Below are 15,934 nucleotides of genomic sequence, written 5' to 3'. Positions count from 1 at the left end.
CAAGACAACAAAGCCGATGGGAGGTTCGAATGGGCGAGGCCGTGGAAGCGAAATATTCGCCGCTCGACATCATCACGATCGGCCGCGCTTCCGTCGATCTCTACGGCCAGCAGATCGGCTCGCGCCTTGAGGACATTACTTCCTTTGCCAAGTCGGTCGGCGGCTGTCCGGCCAATATCGCAGTCGGCACTGCCAGACTAGGCCTGCGCTCGGCGCTGCTCACCCGCGTCGGCAATGAGCAGATGGGCCGCTTCATCCGCGAGCAGCTGACCCGCGAGGGCGTTTCGGTCCAAGGCCTCAAGGCCGATCCGGAGCGGCTGACCGCCCTGGTGCTGCTGTCGGTCGAGGATGAAGGCGTCTCGCCGATGATCTTCTATCGCAGCGATTGCGCCGACATGGCGCTTTCGCAAGACGACATCGATGAGGCGTTCATCGCTTCAGCACGCGCGATCGTCGTCACCGGCACGCATTTTTCACGACCCAACAGCGACGCCGCCCAGCGCAAGGCGATCCGTGTCACGAAAGCCAAAGGCGGCAAGGTGGTGTTCGACATCGACTACCGCCCCAACCTCTGGGGTCTCGCCGGCCACGCCGAAGGCTTTGAGCGCTATGTGAAATCCGACCGCGTGTCGGCGCGGCTGAAGACGGTGCTGCCCGACTGCGATCTCATCGTCGGCACCGAAGAGGAAATCATGATCGCGTCGGGCGCAGATGATTGCCTGAGCGCGCTGAAAACCATCCGCTCGCTGTCGGCGGCAACGATCGTGCTGAAGCGCGGCGCCATGGGCTGCATCGTCTATGACGGGCCGATCAGTGACGATCTCGAGGACGGTATCGTCGGCAAGGGGTTTCCTATCGAGGTCTACAATGTGCTTGGCGCCGGCGACGCCTTCATGTCGGGCTTCCTGCGCGGCTGGCTCGGCGAGGAAAGCCTGGCGACGGCGGCGACCTGGGCCAATGCCTGCGGGGCATTTGCCGTGTCGCGGCTCCTCTGCGCACCTGAATACCCGACTTTCGAGGAATTGCAGTTCTTCCTGAAAAACGGCAGCAAGCACCTGGCGCTGCGCAAGGACGAGGCGATCAACCACATCCATTGGGCTACCACGCGCCGGCGCGACATCCCCTCGCTGATGGCGTTCGCCTGCGACCACCGCGTCCAGCTGGAGGACGTCGCGGCAAAAGCCGGCGCCGATCCGTCGCGGATCCCGGCTTTCAAGGTGCTGACCGTCAAGGCTGCGGCCAAAGTCGCGGCCGGCCGCGCCGGCTATGGCATGCTGCTCGACGAAAAATACGGACGCGAGGCGATGTTCGAATTCGCCCACCATTCCTTCACCTGGCTCGGCCGGCCGGTCGAGTTGCCGGGTTCGCGGCCGCTTCGCTTCGAGTTCTCGCAAGACATTGGTTCGCAACTGACCGAATGGCCGGTCGACCACTGCATCAAGTGCCTGTGCTTCTATCATCCCGATGATCCGGCGGAGCTGAAGACCGAACAGCAGCAGAAACTGCGCGCTTTGTTCGAGGCCGCGCGGAAAGTGGGCAGAGAACTTCTGGTGGAGATCATCGCCGGCAAGCATGGCAAGCTCGACGACATGACCATCCCGCGCGCGCTCGAGGAACTCTACGCACTCGGCATCAAGCCCGATTGGTGGAAGCTCGAACCGCAGGCATCGCACGGCGCATGGGCAAAGATCGAGGCGGTGATCCTGAAAAACGATCCGTGGTGCCGCGGGATTGTACTGCTCGGTTTGGAAGCGCCGCAGGACGAGCTGGAAGCGGCCTTTGCCGCCACCGCCAAGGCGCCCATCGTCAAGGGCTTTGCCGTCGGCCGCACCATCTTCATCAACGCGGCCGAACAATGGCTTGCCGGCAAGATGTCGGACGATGAAGCGGTTGCCGACATGGCATCTCGCTTCGAGAGACTGACCGAGGCGTGGCTTGCCGCGCGCGGCCGCAAAGCAGCATAAGAAGGCGCGGCATAAGGACTGCGGAGGAACCGACATGACCAAGACAATCCGCCTGACGATGGCGCAGGCTCTGACCCGCTTTCTTGCTCGACAGATGACCGAGATGGACGGGAAGAAGGTGCCGATCTTCGGCGGTGTCTGGGCGATCTTCGGCCACGGCAATGTCGCCGGCGTCGGCGAGGCGCTGTACCAGGTTCGCGACGAGCTGCCGACCTTCCGTGCCCATAACGAGCAGGCAATGGCGCATGCGGCGATCGCCTATGCCAAAGCCAATTTCCGCCGCCGCTTCATGGCTGCGACCAGTTCGATCGGCCCCGGCGCGCTCAACATGGTGACCGCTGCGGCGCTTGCGCATGTAAACAGGTTGCCTGTCCTGTTTCTGCCCGGCGACGTCTTTGCCAATCGCATTCCCGACCCCGTCCTGCAGCAGGCCGAGGATTTCTCCGACGGCACGGCGACCGTCAATGACTGCCTCCGGCCGGTGTCGCGCTATTTCGACCGCATCACCCGGCCGGAGCAGATCATGCCGGCGCTCAACCGCGCCATGCAGGTGCTGACCGATCCCGCCGAATGCGGCCCGGTGACGCTGGCGCTGTGCCAGGACGTGCAGGCAGAAGCGTATGACTACCCCGAGAGCTTCTTTGCCGAACGAATCTGGCATCAGCGGCGACCACGTCCGGATCGCCAGGAGCTGGCCGCCGCGGTGGCAGCACTTAAAGCGGCGAAGAAGCCATTGGTGATTGCCGGCGGCGGCGTACTCTATTCGCAGGCCTCGGGTGAACTGGCCAGACTGGTGCAGGACGCCGGCGTTCCGGTCTGCGAGACGCAAGGCGGCAAATCCTCGCTGCCCGACGATCATCCGCTGAACATGGCGGCGGTCGGCGTCACCGGCACTTCGGCTGCCAACAGGCTGGCCGAAGAGGCCGACGTCGTGCTTGCCGTCGGCACCAGGCTGCAGGACTTCACTACCGGCTCCTGGGCACTGTTCAAGAACGCCGGCAGGACCATGATCGGACTCAACGTCCAGCCCTTCGACGCCGGAAAGCACCAGGCGCTGACGCTGGTCGCCGATGCGGCGGAAGGGCTCGCCGAACTCGGCGAGGCGCTGAAGGGCTGGAAGGCGCCTGCCGCCTGGACCGACAATGCGATCAAGGGCAAAAAGGAGTGGCAGGCGGAGGCGGGCAAGGTGACTGCGTCGACCAATGCCGCCTATCCGTCCGACGCGCAGGTGATCGGCGCCGTACAGCGCGCCATGGGCTCCGGCGTGGTACTGCTCCATGCCGCCGGCGGCTTGCCCGGCGAGTTGCACAAGCTCTGGCAGGCGGGTGCGCCCGGCTCCTACCACGCAGAATACGGGTTCTCGACAATGGGCTATGAAATCGCCGGCGGACTCGGCGTCAAGATGGCCAAGCCGGACCAAGAGGTAGTCGTGATGATCGGCGACGGCTCCTACCTGATGCTCAATTCCGAGATCGCGACCTCTGTGATGCTCGGCCTCAAGCTGACCATCGTGCTGCTCGACAACCGCGGCTATGGCTGCATCAACCGGCTGCAGATGGCGACCGGCGGCGCCAACTTCAACAATCTGCTGAAGGACGCCCGTCACGAAACCTTGCCCGAGATCGACTTCGCCGCACATGCTGCGAGCATGGGTGCGATTGCCGAAAAAGTGCCATCGATCGCCGGGCTGGAAACGGCGCTGGCGCAAGCGAAGAAGAACACGCGAACGACCGTGCTGGTCATCGACACCGACCCGCTGGTTTCGACCGAGGCCGGTGGAAGCTGGTGGGATGTCGCAGTGCCGGAAGTCTCGGCACGGCCGCAAGTGAATGCGGCGCGCAAGAAATACGAGGAAGCGCTGAGCGGGCGGGTTCTTTGAGCCATCCGCGAACGCGCCTCGAAATGTCCGAAACTGGAGTGACGACTTGAAAGCCAAACTGGGCATGTCCCCCATTGCATGGTGGAACGACGATCTTGCCGAACTCAGCGATGATGTGTCGCTGGAGGAGTGCCTGGGCCAGTCGCGCTCGGCTGGCTTTACCGGCATGGAAATGGGCCGCCGCTTTCCCAACGATCCGCAAATCATGCTGCCGATCCTGAAAGAGGCCGACGTGACACTTTGCGGCGGCTGGTTCTCGGGGACGCTGGTCAATGAAGACATGGCGAAAAACAAGGATCGTATCCAGCCGATGATCGATCTGTTCAAGGCGGTGAATGCGCCCTGCATCGTCTATGGCGAAGTCGGCCGCTCCATCCAGGGCGACCGCTCGAAACCCCTCGCCAGCAAGCCCAGGCTTTCGGACGATGAGATGAAAGCCTACGCGAAGCAGCTCACGCAGTTCGGCGAATGGTGTGCCGAGCAAGGCATGCCGCTCTCCTATCACCATCACATGGCGGCGGTGGTCGAGACCGAGCCAGAGCTCGACGCCTTCATGCGCTATTCGGGAGAAGGCATTCCACTGCTGCTCGACGCGGGTCACCTGGCCTTTGCCGGGGGCGATGTGCTGCGCGCTATTGATAACCACCACCGGCGCATCAACCACGTGCATGTGAAAGACGTGCGCATGGAGGTGATCAACAAGCTGGATCGTAGCAGGCAATCCTTTCTCGATGCGGTGGCGCTTGGTGCCTTCACCGTGCCGGGAGATGGCTCGCTGGACTTTGGCGCCATCGTCCAGAGGCTCGCCGACCATGGCTATGAAGGCTGGTTCGTGGTCGAGGCCGAGCAGGATCCGAAGAAGAACCCGCCGCTCAAAATGGCGCAGGTCGGCTACAAGGAATTGATGCGGGTGATGACAGCGGCCGGCTATACGGTGGAGACACAGGGCTTTCCCAATGCTTGAGGCTCGCGAGGAAGGGCTGATCCGATGCCGGGGGTGATCCGATGAAAGACTCCGAGCACCCGTTTTTCCGGCCGCTGTGGCGGCGCGTTGCCGTTGTCGCGGTCTGCCTGGTCTGGTCGGTGATCGAATTCGCCACCGGCACGCCGTTCTGGGGCGTGATCGCGCTCGGCTTCGCCGGCTATGCCGTCTGGCAATTCTTCTATCTCTACAAGCCGGCTGACGAGGACAAGCCATCGGCGGACGCCAAACCGAAGGAATGACCATGTCTAAGCTGCTCATCAAAGCCAATAAGGGCCACGGCCGCGTCGCTCATGTGACGCCGCAAAACGCCGGCTGGACCTATGTCGGCTTCGATCTGCATCGGCTGAGGCCCGGCGAGAGCGCTTCCGGGCAAACCGCGGATCGTGAGGTCTGCCTGGTGTTCGTCACCGGCAAGGGCAAGGCCAAAGCCGGCGGCAAGGATCTCGGCCTGCTGGGCGAACGCATGTCGCCGTTCGAAGGCAAGCCTTGGTCGGTCTATGTGCCGCAGGGGTCGGAGTGGTCGGTGAGCGCCGATATCGATCTCGAACTTGCCGTCTGCTCGGCGCCAGGACTGGGCGGCGGTCTGCCGGTCCGTGTCATCGGGCCCGACGATCTCGGCCAGGAGGTTCGCGGCAAAGGCACCAACACGCGCTACGTCACCAACATCCTGCCGGAGGGCAAGCCGGCCGATTCCTTGCTGGTGGTCGAGGTCATCACACCCGGCGGCCACACATCGAGCTATCCGCCGCACAAGCACGACCAGGACAATCTGCCGGCTGAATCCTATCTGGAGGAGACCTATTACCACCGTCTCAACCCGCCACAGGGCTTTGCTTTCCAGCGCGTCTACACCGATGCCGACCAGAACGGTGCTCGTTCGCTCGACGAGGCGATGGCGATCGAGGACGGCGACGTCGTGCTGGTCCCCAAGGGTTATCACCCCTGCGCAGCCTGCCACGGCTATGATCTCTATTATCTCAACGTCATGGCCGGACCGAAGCGGACGTGGAAATTCCACAACGCGCCCGAGCACGAATGGCTGATGAAGGCCTGACCACTTCCCTTCGCCCCAACCGCTGGTCCAAGCGAAAAATCGTCGGCTAACGACCCGGCTGTGTGGTTTTGTTACCGAAAACGCCGCAAAGCTTCGTCAATTCGTCATGGAAATCACCTATGGCAGCGGGGCTGACAAGGACTTTCGATGCGCTACGCGATCTATTTCACCCCCCGACAGGACGAACCGCTGGCACGGATCGCCGCCAACTGGCTCGGCCGCGACCCATTCGGTGCCGCCACAAAGCCGGTCGAGGCAGTAGGCGAGTTGTCGGCGGCAGAAGTTGCCTTCCATACCGCTTCGGCGCGCCGCTATGGCTTTCATGCGACGCTGAAGGCGCCCTTTCGACTGGCCTCCAATGAGACGGAAACCTCGCTTCGCGCGGCACTCGACGATTTTGCCGAGGCGACGCCGGTGGTTACGATCCCGCGCCTCGTCGTCAGCCAGATCGACGGCTTCTTCGCGCTGGTGCCGGAAGCACCGCTGCCGTCGCTCAACCGCTTCGCCGATGATGTGGTGCGCGACTTCGACCGCTTTCGCGCGCCGTTGACGGAAGCCGAGATCGAACGGCGCAGCCCCGATTCGCTGAAGCCCGACGAGTTCCGCAATCTCTGCCAATGGGGTTATCCCTATGTGTTCGAGACGTTTCGCTTCCACATGACGCTGTCCGGCCGGGTCTCGTCACAGGAAAGCCCTCGTCTTCGCTTAGCAATCGACAGCCTGTTTGCGGGCGTGCTGCAAAGGCCGGTGCCGGTGGACGCGCTGACGCTGTTTGTGGAAACTGAACCTGGCGCGCCGTTCATGGTGCTGTCCCATCACGCGCTCGGGCGCCGCCCGGCCAGAAGAACTGCCTAATGACTATTTGCTCTAACCGCGTTTGTGCGACGCCAATTGGTTCCAGTTGGCTGCAAAATCCTGCAAGGACTGCTTGAAATGACCGCCGAGACTGTTCTTGACAACGCCCGGATCGTGCTAGCCGACCAGATCGTCCAAGGGTCGATCGTGCTGCGCGACGGCGTGATAGCCGACATTGCTCCCGGCGCTGGCCGAACCGGCGAGGACATGGGCGGCGACTTCATCATCCCTGGCCTGGTCGAACTCCACACCGATCATCTCGAAGGCCATTACGCGCCACGGCCGAAAGTGCGCTGGAACCCGATCGCCGCGGTGCTCGCCCATGACGCGCAGGTGGCGACCGCCGGCATCACCACCGTGCTCGACGCCTTGCGCGTCGGCATGGACGAGGATGCGGACCTGACGGCTGCCGACATACGCAAGCTGGCCGACGCGATCGAGGACAGTGTCCAGCAGGACCGGCTCAGGGCCGACCATTTCATCCATCTGCGCTGCGAGGTTTCGGCGCCGGACTGCCTTCCAGCCTTCGCCAATTTCGACGGTGACGAGCGGGTCAGGCTGGCGTCGCTGATGGACCATGCGCCGGGACAGCGGCAATTCGTCGATCTCGAGACCTACGCCTACTACTATCAGCGCAAGCTGAAGCTTACGGATCGCGATTTCCAGAAATTCTGCGAAAAGCGGATGGCTGAATCGGCGAGGAACTCGAGCCCGAACCGCAGCTTCATCGCCGCGGCTTGTCATGAGCGCGGCATCGTGCTCGCCAGCCATGACGACGCGACCGTCGGCCATGTCGACGAAGCGATCGAGCAAGGTGTGCGCGTCGCCGAGTTCCCGACCACCGAGGAGGCAGCAAGGGCTTCGAAAAAGGCAGGGCTCGGCGTATTGATGGGCGCGCCGAACGTCATGCGCGGCGCTTCGCATTCGGGCAATGTCTCGGCCCGCACGCTGGCCGGCGACGGCCTGCTCGATATACTGTCATCGGACTACATTCCGTTCAGCCTGATCCAGTCGGCCTTCTTCCTCGGCGACGTGGTCGAAGGTATCTCGCTGCCGCAGGCTGTGGCCATGGTTTCGAAGAACCCGGCCGAGGCGGTCGGCCTCACCGATCGCGGTGTCATCGAGCCCGGCCGGCGCGCCGATCTGGTTCGCGTGCGCGTCGACGACCATGTCCCGGTCGTCCGCACGGTCTGGCGGCAGGGACGCCGGGTCGCATGATGGTGTCGGCATCGGTCGAGCGTGAATTGTCCGCCGCGGGATTTCCGATCCGCGACGGTGTCTTCGTCGCCGTCGTCGGGCCGAGCGGTGCCGGCAAGGACACGGTGATCGGCTATGCGCGCGCGGTGTTTGCCGGCGAGAGCCGGCTGGAGTTCGTGCGCCGGGTGATCACCCGGCCGAGCGATGCGGCCACCGAGGATCACGATACGCTCGCCGATGCTGCCTTTGTCGAGGCCGAAGCGGATGGCGCCTTCGCCATTTCCTGGGAGGCGCATGGCCTGCACTACGGCATCCCGGCCGAAGTCGACTGGTCGGTCTCCAACGGCCGTGTCGCGATCGCCAACGTCTCGCGCGCGATCATCCCGGCGCTGCGGGAGCGCTACGCCAATCTGGCTGTCGTCGAGATCACGGCTACACCGGATATCCTGGCCGAGCGGCTGGCATTGCGCGGTCGCGAGTCGCGCGGCGAAGTGCTGGCACGGCTGGCGCGCAGTGCCAATGTGGCGCTGTCCGGACCGGGTGTCACCTCGATCGACAATAGCGGCCCTCGTGAAGCCGCCGGCGAGCGCTTCGCCGAGGTGCTGCGCAAGGCCATGGCCTTCTCCGACATGTCGGGCCTTATCTAAAGTAGCGCCCATCCGATGCATTCGGTATGGGCGCTACTTGTCTAACCAATATCTTTGGAAGCCGGTACCCCCTTTTCGGGATTATGGCCTCATGCGGCGTGCCGGTCCCGACCAGCGTGACGAGTATCGGTGGCAGTGGTTGTCGAAGGCTTCACTGGCGCATCCGCTGGTGTATCCAGAACTGCAACGTGATGGCGATACACCATTTCCCAGCCCTTCCAGCCGGTGAACAGCAGTATGCAGACCACTATGAACGACAAGAGCGCACCCCATGGTCGGACCGCGGCTTCGGCGCCTTGGGCATAGCGAAGATAAAAATTGATCAGTGCCACAACGACCGCGGTCAGGTTGCCCAGCATGTGGTACCAGGCGTCCGACAAGGCGCGAATGCGCGGCTCGTTGAGGAAGTCGATAAAACCGGCTGTCGCGGCGAGAAGGGCCATTACGATGGCTGCCCCGATCAGCCACATCGATGCCCGTGCCCAGAAAGCATCGGCAGTTCCCCAGAAAACCAGGTCGGTGACAAAGGCACCGACAAGAAACGCGACAGGAAAAGGTATCAACATCGGGTGGAGAGGGTGAGTTCCGACCTTTGCGGTACTTACTGGATTCGTGGGCATGGGACGCCTCCGCATAGCAAAGCTTAAATAAACGCTTCGATACGGGTTTCGTTCCAAATGGAGATTAATCTGAACTGCTGTCGCGAAGCTCAGGCCAACTTTTTGATGCCTGCCAATGGCAGTCGGCGCATTTCATCCAGCTATTTTTGCGTCATTCCGCGGCAGCACCCGCCACGCCCTTACGGGTAGCTTCCAGCATCCGCCGCCGCGCCCTGAACACGCCCCATTGCTGGTCGACCAGCACGCCGATGAGGATCACCCCGCCCATGACGGCGAAGTTGAGCGAGGACGGGATGCCGAGCAGGTTGACGAGGTTCTGCAGCTCCTGCAGCAGCACCGTGCCGAGCAGGACGCCGATCAGCGAGCCTTCGCCGCCGCGCAGCGAGAAGCCGCCGAGCACCGCTGCCGCGATGGCGTAGAGTTCGTAGAACTGGCCGTGGCTCGCCGGCGAGATCGAGCGTGTGTACATGGCGAAATAGATAGCCGACAGCGCCGTCAGCACGCCGCAGATGACATAGGCGGCTATGACGATTCGGCCGGTGCGGATGCCGGAATATTTTGCCGCTTCCTCGTTCTTGCCGATGGCGTAGAGATAGCGCCCGAATACCGAACGGTGCAGCACCACCCACATGACGACGGCGATGACGATCAGCGCGATGAAACTGTTCGGCACGCCCCAGGACCGCCCCGCCGTCAGGAATTCGAGTTCCGGGAAGTTCTGCCCAAAGGCAAAGCCGGCGGTGCCGTCGGCAGTGTAGAAGCGCGCCACGCCGCGATAGATCAGCAGGCCGCAGAGAGTGACGACAAACGGCTGCAACTTCAGCCGGGTGATCAGCCAGCCATGCATCAGGCCGATGATGGCGCCGAGCGCGATGATCAGCACGAAGGCGAGAGGCCACTCCATCTCCCGCACGGCGATGAAATCGATGAACAGCGTACCGAGTAGCGCAACCACCGAGCCGACCGACAATTCGATGCCGCCGGTGATGATGACGAAGGCTTGGCCGATCGACAGGATGCCGAACAGCCCGATCAGGTTCGAGGTGTTGGCGAGATTGATCGGCAGCAGGAAGCGCGGGTTGATGATCGCCACCACCGCGCCGACCACCAGGATCAGGATCAGCAGGCCGAGATCTTTCTTGCTCATCGTCTTCTCCCAACGCCTGCGAATTACTTCGGCTGCTTGCCGACCGCCAGCAGCAGCACGTTTTCCTGGCTGAACCGGTCCTTGTCGAGAATGCCGGAGATCTGGCCCTCATGCATGACGGCAATGCGGTCGGAAACGCCGATCACCTCCTCCATGTCGCTGGAGATCATCAGCACGGCGACCCCGGCATCGGCCAGCGCCCGCATCAGCCCGTAGATCTCGGCCTTGGCGCCTATATCGATACCGCGTGTCGGCTCATCGAGGATCATCACCTTCGGCTTCATCGCCAGCCATTTGGCCAGCACGACCTTTTGCTGGTTGCCGCCCGACAGCGTGCCGGTGCGCGTCTGCACGGAGGGCGCCCTGATGCCGAGATCGGTCTTCTGTTTTTCGGCGGTGGCGGTCTCGGCGCTGGCCGAGACCAGCGAGCGCCGCGAATGCGCCGGCAGATTGGGCAGCGAGATGTTCTGGGCAATCGACAGGTCGAGCAGGATGCCGGTCAGCTTGCGGTCTTCCGGGACGAGGAAAATCCCGTTGGCCACTGCGTCGGCGGCCGAACCAAGAACCAGGTCTTTTCCGTCAAGCTGGAACGAGCCGCCAAAGCTCCTGTCGATGCCGAACAGCACGCGCGCCAGTTCCGTCCGGCCGGAGCCGACGAGGCCGGCCAGGCCGAGGATCTCGCCATGCCTCACATCGAGGTCGACGGGCCGGTCAGGATAGGCGGCGGTGCGAATGGCCTTGACCGACAGCGCGACGGAGCCCGGCGGGCGCGCCGATTCTGCGGCCTTCTCGCGCTCCTTCAGCATGCGGCCGATCATCAGCTTGACCATCTGGTCATGATTGATGGCGCTCTTCGGCAAGGTTCCGGCGAGCATTCCGTCCCTGAGCACGACGACGCGATCGGCGACGCGCTCGACCTCGTGAAGGCGGTGCGAGATGAAAATGACACCGATGCCGTCTGCCTTCAGCGCCTTGATGACACCGAGCAGCTTGTCGGTTTCGGCGATCGGCAGGCTGGACGTCGGTTCGTCGAGGATAACCAACCGTGCCTTGATCGACAGCGCCTTGGCGATCTCGACCATTTGCTGCTGCGCCAGCGACAGCGCCGACACCGGCGTATCGGCCGAGAAATTGGCGCCCACGCGTTTGAGCAGCGGCGCCGCCTGCGCTCGCAGCCTGGCGCGGTCGACGAGCTTGAGCGGCCCGGCGCGCAGCGGTTCGCGGCCGAAGAAGATATTGGCGGCCACGTCGAGGTTTTCGAACAGGTTGAGTTCCTGGTGGACGAAAGCGATGCCCGAGCCGATGCTGGCCTCGACAGTCAGCCCGTCATGGGCGACGCCATCGACGGTGATGGTGCCGGTGTCCGGCCTGGTCACGCCACCGAGGATCTTCATCAGCGTCGATTTGCCGGCGCCGTTTTCGCCGACCAGGCCAATGACCTCGCCGGGCCTGACCTCCATCGAGAATCCGTCCAGCGCAACGACGCCGGGATAGGTCTTGCGCACACCGTTGAGGCTCAGGAACGGAGCGTCCGCAGATGCAACGATGGATGGGTCGGAATAATTCATCACGCCTGACAGCAGCCGGTGAGCCATTTGGCCTCAGACTGACGAGCCGCGCGAGGCCCGTCAATAGAACGCCGGCTCAAGGCGAACCTTGAGCCGGCGCAACCTAATTCGCTCAGTTTCCAGACATCGCCTTGAGGCTGGCGGCGTAGGCGTCGACATCGTCCTTGCCGATGATCTTGGTCGGGATGATGATCAGGCCATCGGCGGGAATGCCCGACTTGTCGCCCTCGAGATAGGCAGCCATCAGCTTCATGCCCTGATAGGCCCATTCGAAGGGCTGCTGCACGACGGTGGCGGCGACGGTGCCTTCCTTGACGCCGCCCAGTGTAATCGGATCGTCGTCGAAGCCGACGACGGTGATCTGGCCGAGCTTGCCGGCATCGCGCAGCGCTTCATAGATGCGCGGCGTGTTGTAGGAATAGAAGCCGACCATGCAGGTGACGTCGGGGCTGGCGACCAGCGCGTCCTCGACGTTCTTCTTGGCGCGAGCCTGATCGATGTCGTCGCCACGCACGTCGACCAATTCGATCTTGGTGCCGGCGAGACCTTCCTTCATGCCCTGGATGCGCTCCTTGGCGTTGTCGGCGCCGAGCAGGCCGACGAAGCCGAGGCACTTGCCGCCGTCAGGCATTGCCTTCTTGGCGATCTCCGCCGCCTGCTTGCCGGCATCGACATTGGACGAGCCGATATAGGCGACACGCTTGGTCTGCGGCGCGTCGCTGTCGGTGGTGAACAACGCCGTTTCCGAGGCGATCTTGTTCAGCCCGTCGGTCGACGTCTTGGGATCGACGGCCGAGACCATGATCGCCTTCACGCCGGCCGTCACCAGATCGTCCATCAGGCGCTGCTGGATGGCGACCGAGGACTGCTCCGGATATTTGAGTTCCAGTTTGTAGTTGGGCAGTTCGCCTTGAGCCTTCTTTACGCCGGCTTCCGCCGCCTTCCAGAAATCGGAAGCGCCGTTGACGACGAAGGCCAGTGTCGGCTTGTCGTCGGCCCGCGCAATTGCGCCGGCGGACAGGCCGAGCAGCAGGGCCGCAGCGGCGACGGACGCATTTCGTATCACAGATTTCATATTCAACCTCCCATTTTGACTCAGTAATTTTCGCTGATGATGAACGTGCCGGCGCGGCTTGGACGCCCTCCTCCTCAAGGGTTTCCGGCAGCGAAGAACGACGCCATTCCAGCCGCGATCGTCGACTTTAGAGACTCATTCGCCGTTCGTAAATAGTCCGATTTGTCTGACATTTCCCAGAGCGGCAGGCAAGCTTCGGCTGACGGGAACCGTCCGATACCAGGCTGGCTTGCGTTCCGAACATGCGCGGTCCGACATCGTCCGGGCATGATGGATTGACGTTATAGGGATGCCGGATATTAGTAAAGAGTATTAGTTTGGTCGAGATTCTCGCCACAAAGGAGAGAGGCCTCCCCAGTCGCAACCGTTTTGAACCGGGGACTACATCGCCCAAGAAGGGTCGATTATATCTATTAGTAGCGCTTCGCCCTATAAACGCGAGATTCGAGGTACCAACGACATGAACGAACCACTGCGTGATCCCGTCCTTGAGGGTACCAGGCGGCGCAAGCCGTCCGGGAAAAACCCCAAGGGCCGCGTTACCATGACCGACATCGCCAGGGTCGCCGGCTGTTCGCAGGCGACGGTTTCGTTCGTGCTCAACAACACGCCGGGCATCAGGCTGTCGCAGCAAACCCGAGAGCGGGTGATCGAGACCGCGCGAACGCTGGGCTATTCGCCGCCGGTGTTTTCTGCCTTGCGAGCCCCGGTTGCCGCATTCGACGGGCTGGATGGCGTGATCGGCTTCGCCGTCGACCAGTTGGCGACCAGCCCGGAGGCGGTCGTCGCCATTGAAGGGGCGCGGCAAGCCTCGTGGAACGCCGGCAATGTCGTGTTGGTGGCGCAGACCATGGGCGACGAGGTGATGGAGCCCCGGGCCATCGCGGCACTGACCAAGCGGGGCATTTCGGCGCTGATCTACATGACCATCTTCACCCGCGAGATCGTCGCGCCGGACTATCTCTACGGCCTCGACATTCCGGTCATCCTGCTCAACTGCTACACCGCCGACCATGCCTTCCCCGCCGTGGTGCCGAGCGAGATCGCCGGCGGCCAGAGCTCGACCCGGCACCTGATCAGCTATGGCCATCGCCGTATCGCCACCATCACCGGCGAGCCCTGGATGCAGGCGGCGCAGGACCGGTTGAAGGGTTACCGCCGGGCGCTGGCGACAGCCGACATCCCGTTCGACCCGGCGCTGGTCGTCGAAGGCGATTGGTCGGCGAGCGCCGGCTATGCCGCGACCGTCAAGCTCTTGGCGCTGAAGGACCGGCCGACCGCCATCTTCTGCCAGAACGACCGCACCGCGATCGGCTGCTACGAGGCGCTGAAGGAGGCTGGCCTGCACATCCCCGGAGATATTTCGGTGGTCGGCTATGACGACGAGGAGATCGCGCGACATCTGTTCCCGCCCCTGACGACGTCGATCCTGCCGCATATGGCGATGGGACAATGGGCGATCGAGCAGCTCGAAGTCCCCGCTGCTCCCGGTCGCGGCCGCTATCCCATCACCAAGCTCGAATGCCCGCTGGTGGAGCGGGAGTCGGTTGGCGCTGTGGCGGGCTGAGCCCGGCGATCGACAATGGCACAGGCTTGACATCAGGCCCGGCATATACCCGATTGATTTCATGCGATTGCAAAGCTGCTACAATTTTCAGGACTTCCGCCGGCTGGCAAAACAGCGCCTGCCAGGCCCGATCTTCACTATATCGATGGCGGCGCGGACGACGAGACGACGCTGCGGCGCAACACGGCGGCTTTCGAGGACTGCGATCTCGTCCCTAACGTCCTTGCCGGCGTTGGACAGGTCGACATGTCGGTCACCGTCATGGGCCAGAAGCTGGCGATGCCGGTCTATTGTTCGCCGACGGCTCTCCAGCGGCTGTGTCACCATAGCGGCGAGCGCGCCGTCGCCGCGGCGGCGGAGAAGTTCGGCACGATGTTCGGCGTCTCGTCGCTCGGCACGGTCAGCCTGGAGGAAGTGCGCAAGCACAGGACGCCGCAAGTCTATCAGTTCTATTTCCACAGGGATCGCGGCCTGAACCGCGCCATGATGGAGCGCGCCAAGGCGTCCGGCGTCGAGGTGATGATGCTGACGGTTGACAGCGTCACCGGCGGAAACCGCGAGCGTGACCTGCGAACCGGCTTTTCCATCCCCTTTCGGCTTACGCTCGGCGGCATGGTGCAGTTCGCGATCAAGCCGAGATGGGCTATCGACTATTTGACCCACGAAAAGTTCAGCCTGCCGCAGTTGGACGGCCATATCGATCTCGGTGGCGGAGCGCTTTCCATCAGCCGCTATTTCACGGAGATCCTCGACCCGTCGCTGGATTGGAAGGACGTCGAAGACATGGTCCGCTTCTGGAACGGCCAGTTCTGCCTGAAGGGGATCATGAGCGTTGCCGATGCCAGAAAGGCCGTCGACATCGGCTGCACCGGCATCGTTCTGTCAAATCATGGCGGCAGGCAGCTGGACGGCTCGCGCAGCCCCTTCGACCAGTTGTTGGAGATCGTCGACGCGGTGGGCGACAAGATAGACGTGATCATCGACAGCGGCGTCCAGCGCGGCACGCATGTGCTGAAAGCCCTGTCGTTGGGCGCCAAGGCCGTCGGCGTCGGGCGGTATTATCTGTTCCCGTTGGCAGCCGCCGGACAGGCCGGCGTCGAACGGGCGCTCGGCTTGATGCGAACCGAGATCGAACGCGGCATGCGGCTGATGGGATGCAGGTCGGTGGCAGAGCTTTCCAGGGAAAATGTGCGGTTTAGGTGAGGGAGCCGGGACGCACAGCATAAGCTTTTCGAAGTGCGAACCCTATACCGACCTGCCGCCCGTTTCGAAGACGGCCTCGCCGGAACAGCGTCCGTATGTCCGCCCTCAAGCTGCCGCTGCGTGTAACGCGCCGTTAACGCCGTTCGGGAGTGACAGGATGTTGGCCGCAGTTC

The 15,934-nt window shown here is 63.1% G+C and carries 13 protein-coding genes and 1 pseudogene; 10 read left to right on the top strand and 4 right to left on the bottom strand.

Annotated features, from left to right (window positions below):
* The first annotated feature begins 29 nt into the window (after positions 1 to 29).
* The 8 genes from NKH98_RS08680 to phnN all read left to right on the top strand — a co-directional run bounded on the left by NKH98_RS08680 (position 30) and on the right by phnN (position 8,581).
* Positions 30 to 1,964 carry a bifunctional 5-dehydro-2-deoxygluconokinase/5-dehydro-2-deoxyphosphogluconate aldolase gene (locus NKH98_RS08680; RefSeq protein WP_352808089.1) on the top strand — a complete coding sequence of 645 codons (1,935 nt, stop codon included), beginning with the start codon at positions 30 to 32 and terminating at the stop codon, positions 1,962 to 1,964.
* A 34-nt stretch (positions 1,965 to 1,998) separates the two neighbouring features.
* Entirely contained in the window at positions 1,999 to 3,843 is a 1,845-nt protein-coding gene (iolD, locus tag NKH98_RS08675) for a 3D-(3,5/4)-trihydroxycyclohexane-1,2-dione acylhydrolase (decyclizing) (protein WP_352808090.1), read from the top strand.
* A gap of 46 nt (positions 3,844 to 3,889) precedes the next feature.
* Positions 3,890 to 4,807, top strand: a complete 918-nt coding sequence (gene iolE / locus NKH98_RS08670) for a myo-inosose-2 dehydratase (protein ID WP_352808091.1) — start codon at positions 3,890 to 3,892, stop codon at positions 4,805 to 4,807.
* Between the two features lie 41 nt (positions 4,808 to 4,848).
* Complete coding sequence (locus NKH98_RS08665; RefSeq protein ID WP_254815905.1) at positions 4,849 to 5,067, top strand: DUF3329 domain-containing protein; 219 nt, start codon at positions 4,849 to 4,851, stop codon at positions 5,065 to 5,067.
* A gap of 2 nt (positions 5,068 to 5,069) precedes the next feature.
* A complete protein-coding gene (gene iolB, locus NKH98_RS08660; protein WP_352897663.1) occupies positions 5,070 to 5,882 on the top strand; it encodes a 5-deoxy-glucuronate isomerase in 813 nt (270 codons plus the stop codon).
* Positions 5,883 to 6,029: 147 nt separating this feature from the next.
* Positions 6,030 to 6,737: a DUF1045 domain-containing protein gene (locus NKH98_RS08655; RefSeq protein ID WP_352477065.1), complete on the top strand. Its 708-nt coding sequence runs from the start codon at positions 6,030 to 6,032 to the stop codon at positions 6,735 to 6,737.
* Positions 6,738 to 6,815: 78 nt separating this feature from the next.
* Entirely contained in the window at positions 6,816 to 7,955 is a 1,140-nt protein-coding gene (locus NKH98_RS08650; protein ID WP_352477064.1) for an alpha-D-ribose 1-methylphosphonate 5-triphosphate diphosphatase, read from the top strand.
* Positions 7,952 to 8,581: a phosphonate metabolism protein/1,5-bisphosphokinase (PRPP-forming) PhnN gene (gene phnN, locus NKH98_RS08645; RefSeq protein ID WP_352477063.1), complete on the top strand. Its 630-nt coding sequence runs from the start codon at positions 7,952 to 7,954 to the stop codon at positions 8,579 to 8,581. The genes NKH98_RS08650 and phnN overlap by 4 nt, the downstream gene beginning before the upstream one ends.
* 89 nt (positions 8,582 to 8,670) lie before the next feature.
* On the opposite strand, the gene NKH98_RS08640 is transcribed toward phnN, so the two are convergent.
* The 4 genes from NKH98_RS08640 to NKH98_RS08625 all read right to left on the bottom strand — a co-directional run bounded on the left by NKH98_RS08640 (position 8,671) and on the right by NKH98_RS08625 (position 12,991).
* Positions 8,671 to 9,201, bottom strand: a complete 531-nt coding sequence (locus NKH98_RS08640; protein WP_352647785.1) for a DUF2231 domain-containing protein — start codon at positions 9,199 to 9,201, stop codon at positions 8,671 to 8,673.
* Positions 9,202 to 9,352: 151 nt separating this feature from the next.
* Entirely contained in the window at positions 9,353 to 10,348 is a 996-nt protein-coding gene (locus NKH98_RS08635; protein ID WP_254815901.1) for an ABC transporter permease, read from the bottom strand.
* Positions 10,349 to 10,371: 23 nt separating this feature from the next.
* Positions 10,372 to 11,916 carry a sugar ABC transporter ATP-binding protein gene (locus NKH98_RS08630; RefSeq protein WP_352477104.1) on the bottom strand — a complete coding sequence of 515 codons (1,545 nt, stop codon included), beginning with the start codon at positions 11,914 to 11,916 and terminating at the stop codon, positions 10,372 to 10,374.
* Positions 11,917 to 12,028: 112 nt separating this feature from the next.
* Positions 12,029 to 12,991 (bottom strand): sugar-binding protein, encoded by a 963-nt coding sequence (locus NKH98_RS08625; protein WP_352477060.1) that lies wholly within the window; start codon positions 12,989 to 12,991, stop codon positions 12,029 to 12,031.
* A gap of 544 nt (positions 12,992 to 13,535) precedes the next feature.
* Here NKH98_RS08625 and NKH98_RS08620 point away from each other — a divergent pair.
* Positions 13,536 to 14,558, top strand: coding sequence for a LacI family DNA-binding transcriptional regulator (locus NKH98_RS08620; RefSeq protein ID WP_502894215.1), 1,023 nt, complete (start codon positions 13,536 to 13,538; stop codon positions 14,556 to 14,558).
* A 61-nt stretch (positions 14,559 to 14,619) separates the two neighbouring features.
* Positions 14,620 to 15,761 (top strand): annotated as a pseudogene (locus tag NKH98_RS08615) (alpha-hydroxy acid oxidase).
* The last annotated feature ends 173 nt before the right edge of the window (positions 15,762 to 15,934 follow it).

This window comes from Mesorhizobium sp. M0833, from assembly GCF_040319905.1.
Taxonomy (GTDB): domain Bacteria; phylum Pseudomonadota; class Alphaproteobacteria; order Rhizobiales; family Rhizobiaceae; genus Mesorhizobium.
The sequence above is the reverse complement of the archived record's forward strand: the minus strand, read 5'-3'. Positions and strand labels throughout refer to the sequence as shown.

Coding starts and splice junctions, on each gene's coding strand:
- NKH98_RS08630 (WP_352477104.1), bottom strand. CDS start 11,916: ATGAATTATTCCGACCCATCCATCGTTGCATCTGCGGACGCTCCGTTC.
- NKH98_RS08625 (WP_352477060.1), bottom strand. CDS start 12,991: ATGAAATCTGTGATACGAAATGCGTCCGTCGCCGCTGCGGCCCTGCTG.
- NKH98_RS08640 (WP_352647785.1), bottom strand. CDS start 9,201: ATGCCCACGAATCCAGTAAGTACCGCAAAGGTCGGAACTCACCCTCTC.
- NKH98_RS08655 (WP_352477065.1), top strand. CDS start 6,030: ATGCGCTACGCGATCTATTTCACCCCCCGACAGGACGAACCGCTGGCA.
- NKH98_RS08665 (WP_254815905.1), top strand. CDS start 4,849: ATGAAAGACTCCGAGCACCCGTTTTTCCGGCCGCTGTGGCGGCGCGTT.
- phnN (WP_352477063.1), top strand. CDS start 7,952: ATGATGGTGTCGGCATCGGTCGAGCGTGAATTGTCCGCCGCGGGATTT.
- NKH98_RS08620 (WP_502894215.1), top strand. CDS start 13,536: ATGACCGACATCGCCAGGGTCGCCGGCTGTTCGCAGGCGACGGTTTCG.
- NKH98_RS08680 (WP_352808089.1), top strand. CDS start 30: ATGGGCGAGGCCGTGGAAGCGAAATATTCGCCGCTCGACATCATCACG.
- NKH98_RS08650 (WP_352477064.1), top strand. CDS start 6,816: ATGACCGCCGAGACTGTTCTTGACAACGCCCGGATCGTGCTAGCCGAC.
- iolB (WP_352897663.1), top strand. CDS start 5,070: ATGTCTAAGCTGCTCATCAAAGCCAATAAGGGCCACGGCCGCGTCGCT.
- NKH98_RS08635 (WP_254815901.1), bottom strand. CDS start 10,348: ATGAGCAAGAAAGATCTCGGCCTGCTGATCCTGATCCTGGTGGTCGGC.
- iolD (WP_352808090.1), top strand. CDS start 1,999: ATGACCAAGACAATCCGCCTGACGATGGCGCAGGCTCTGACCCGCTTT.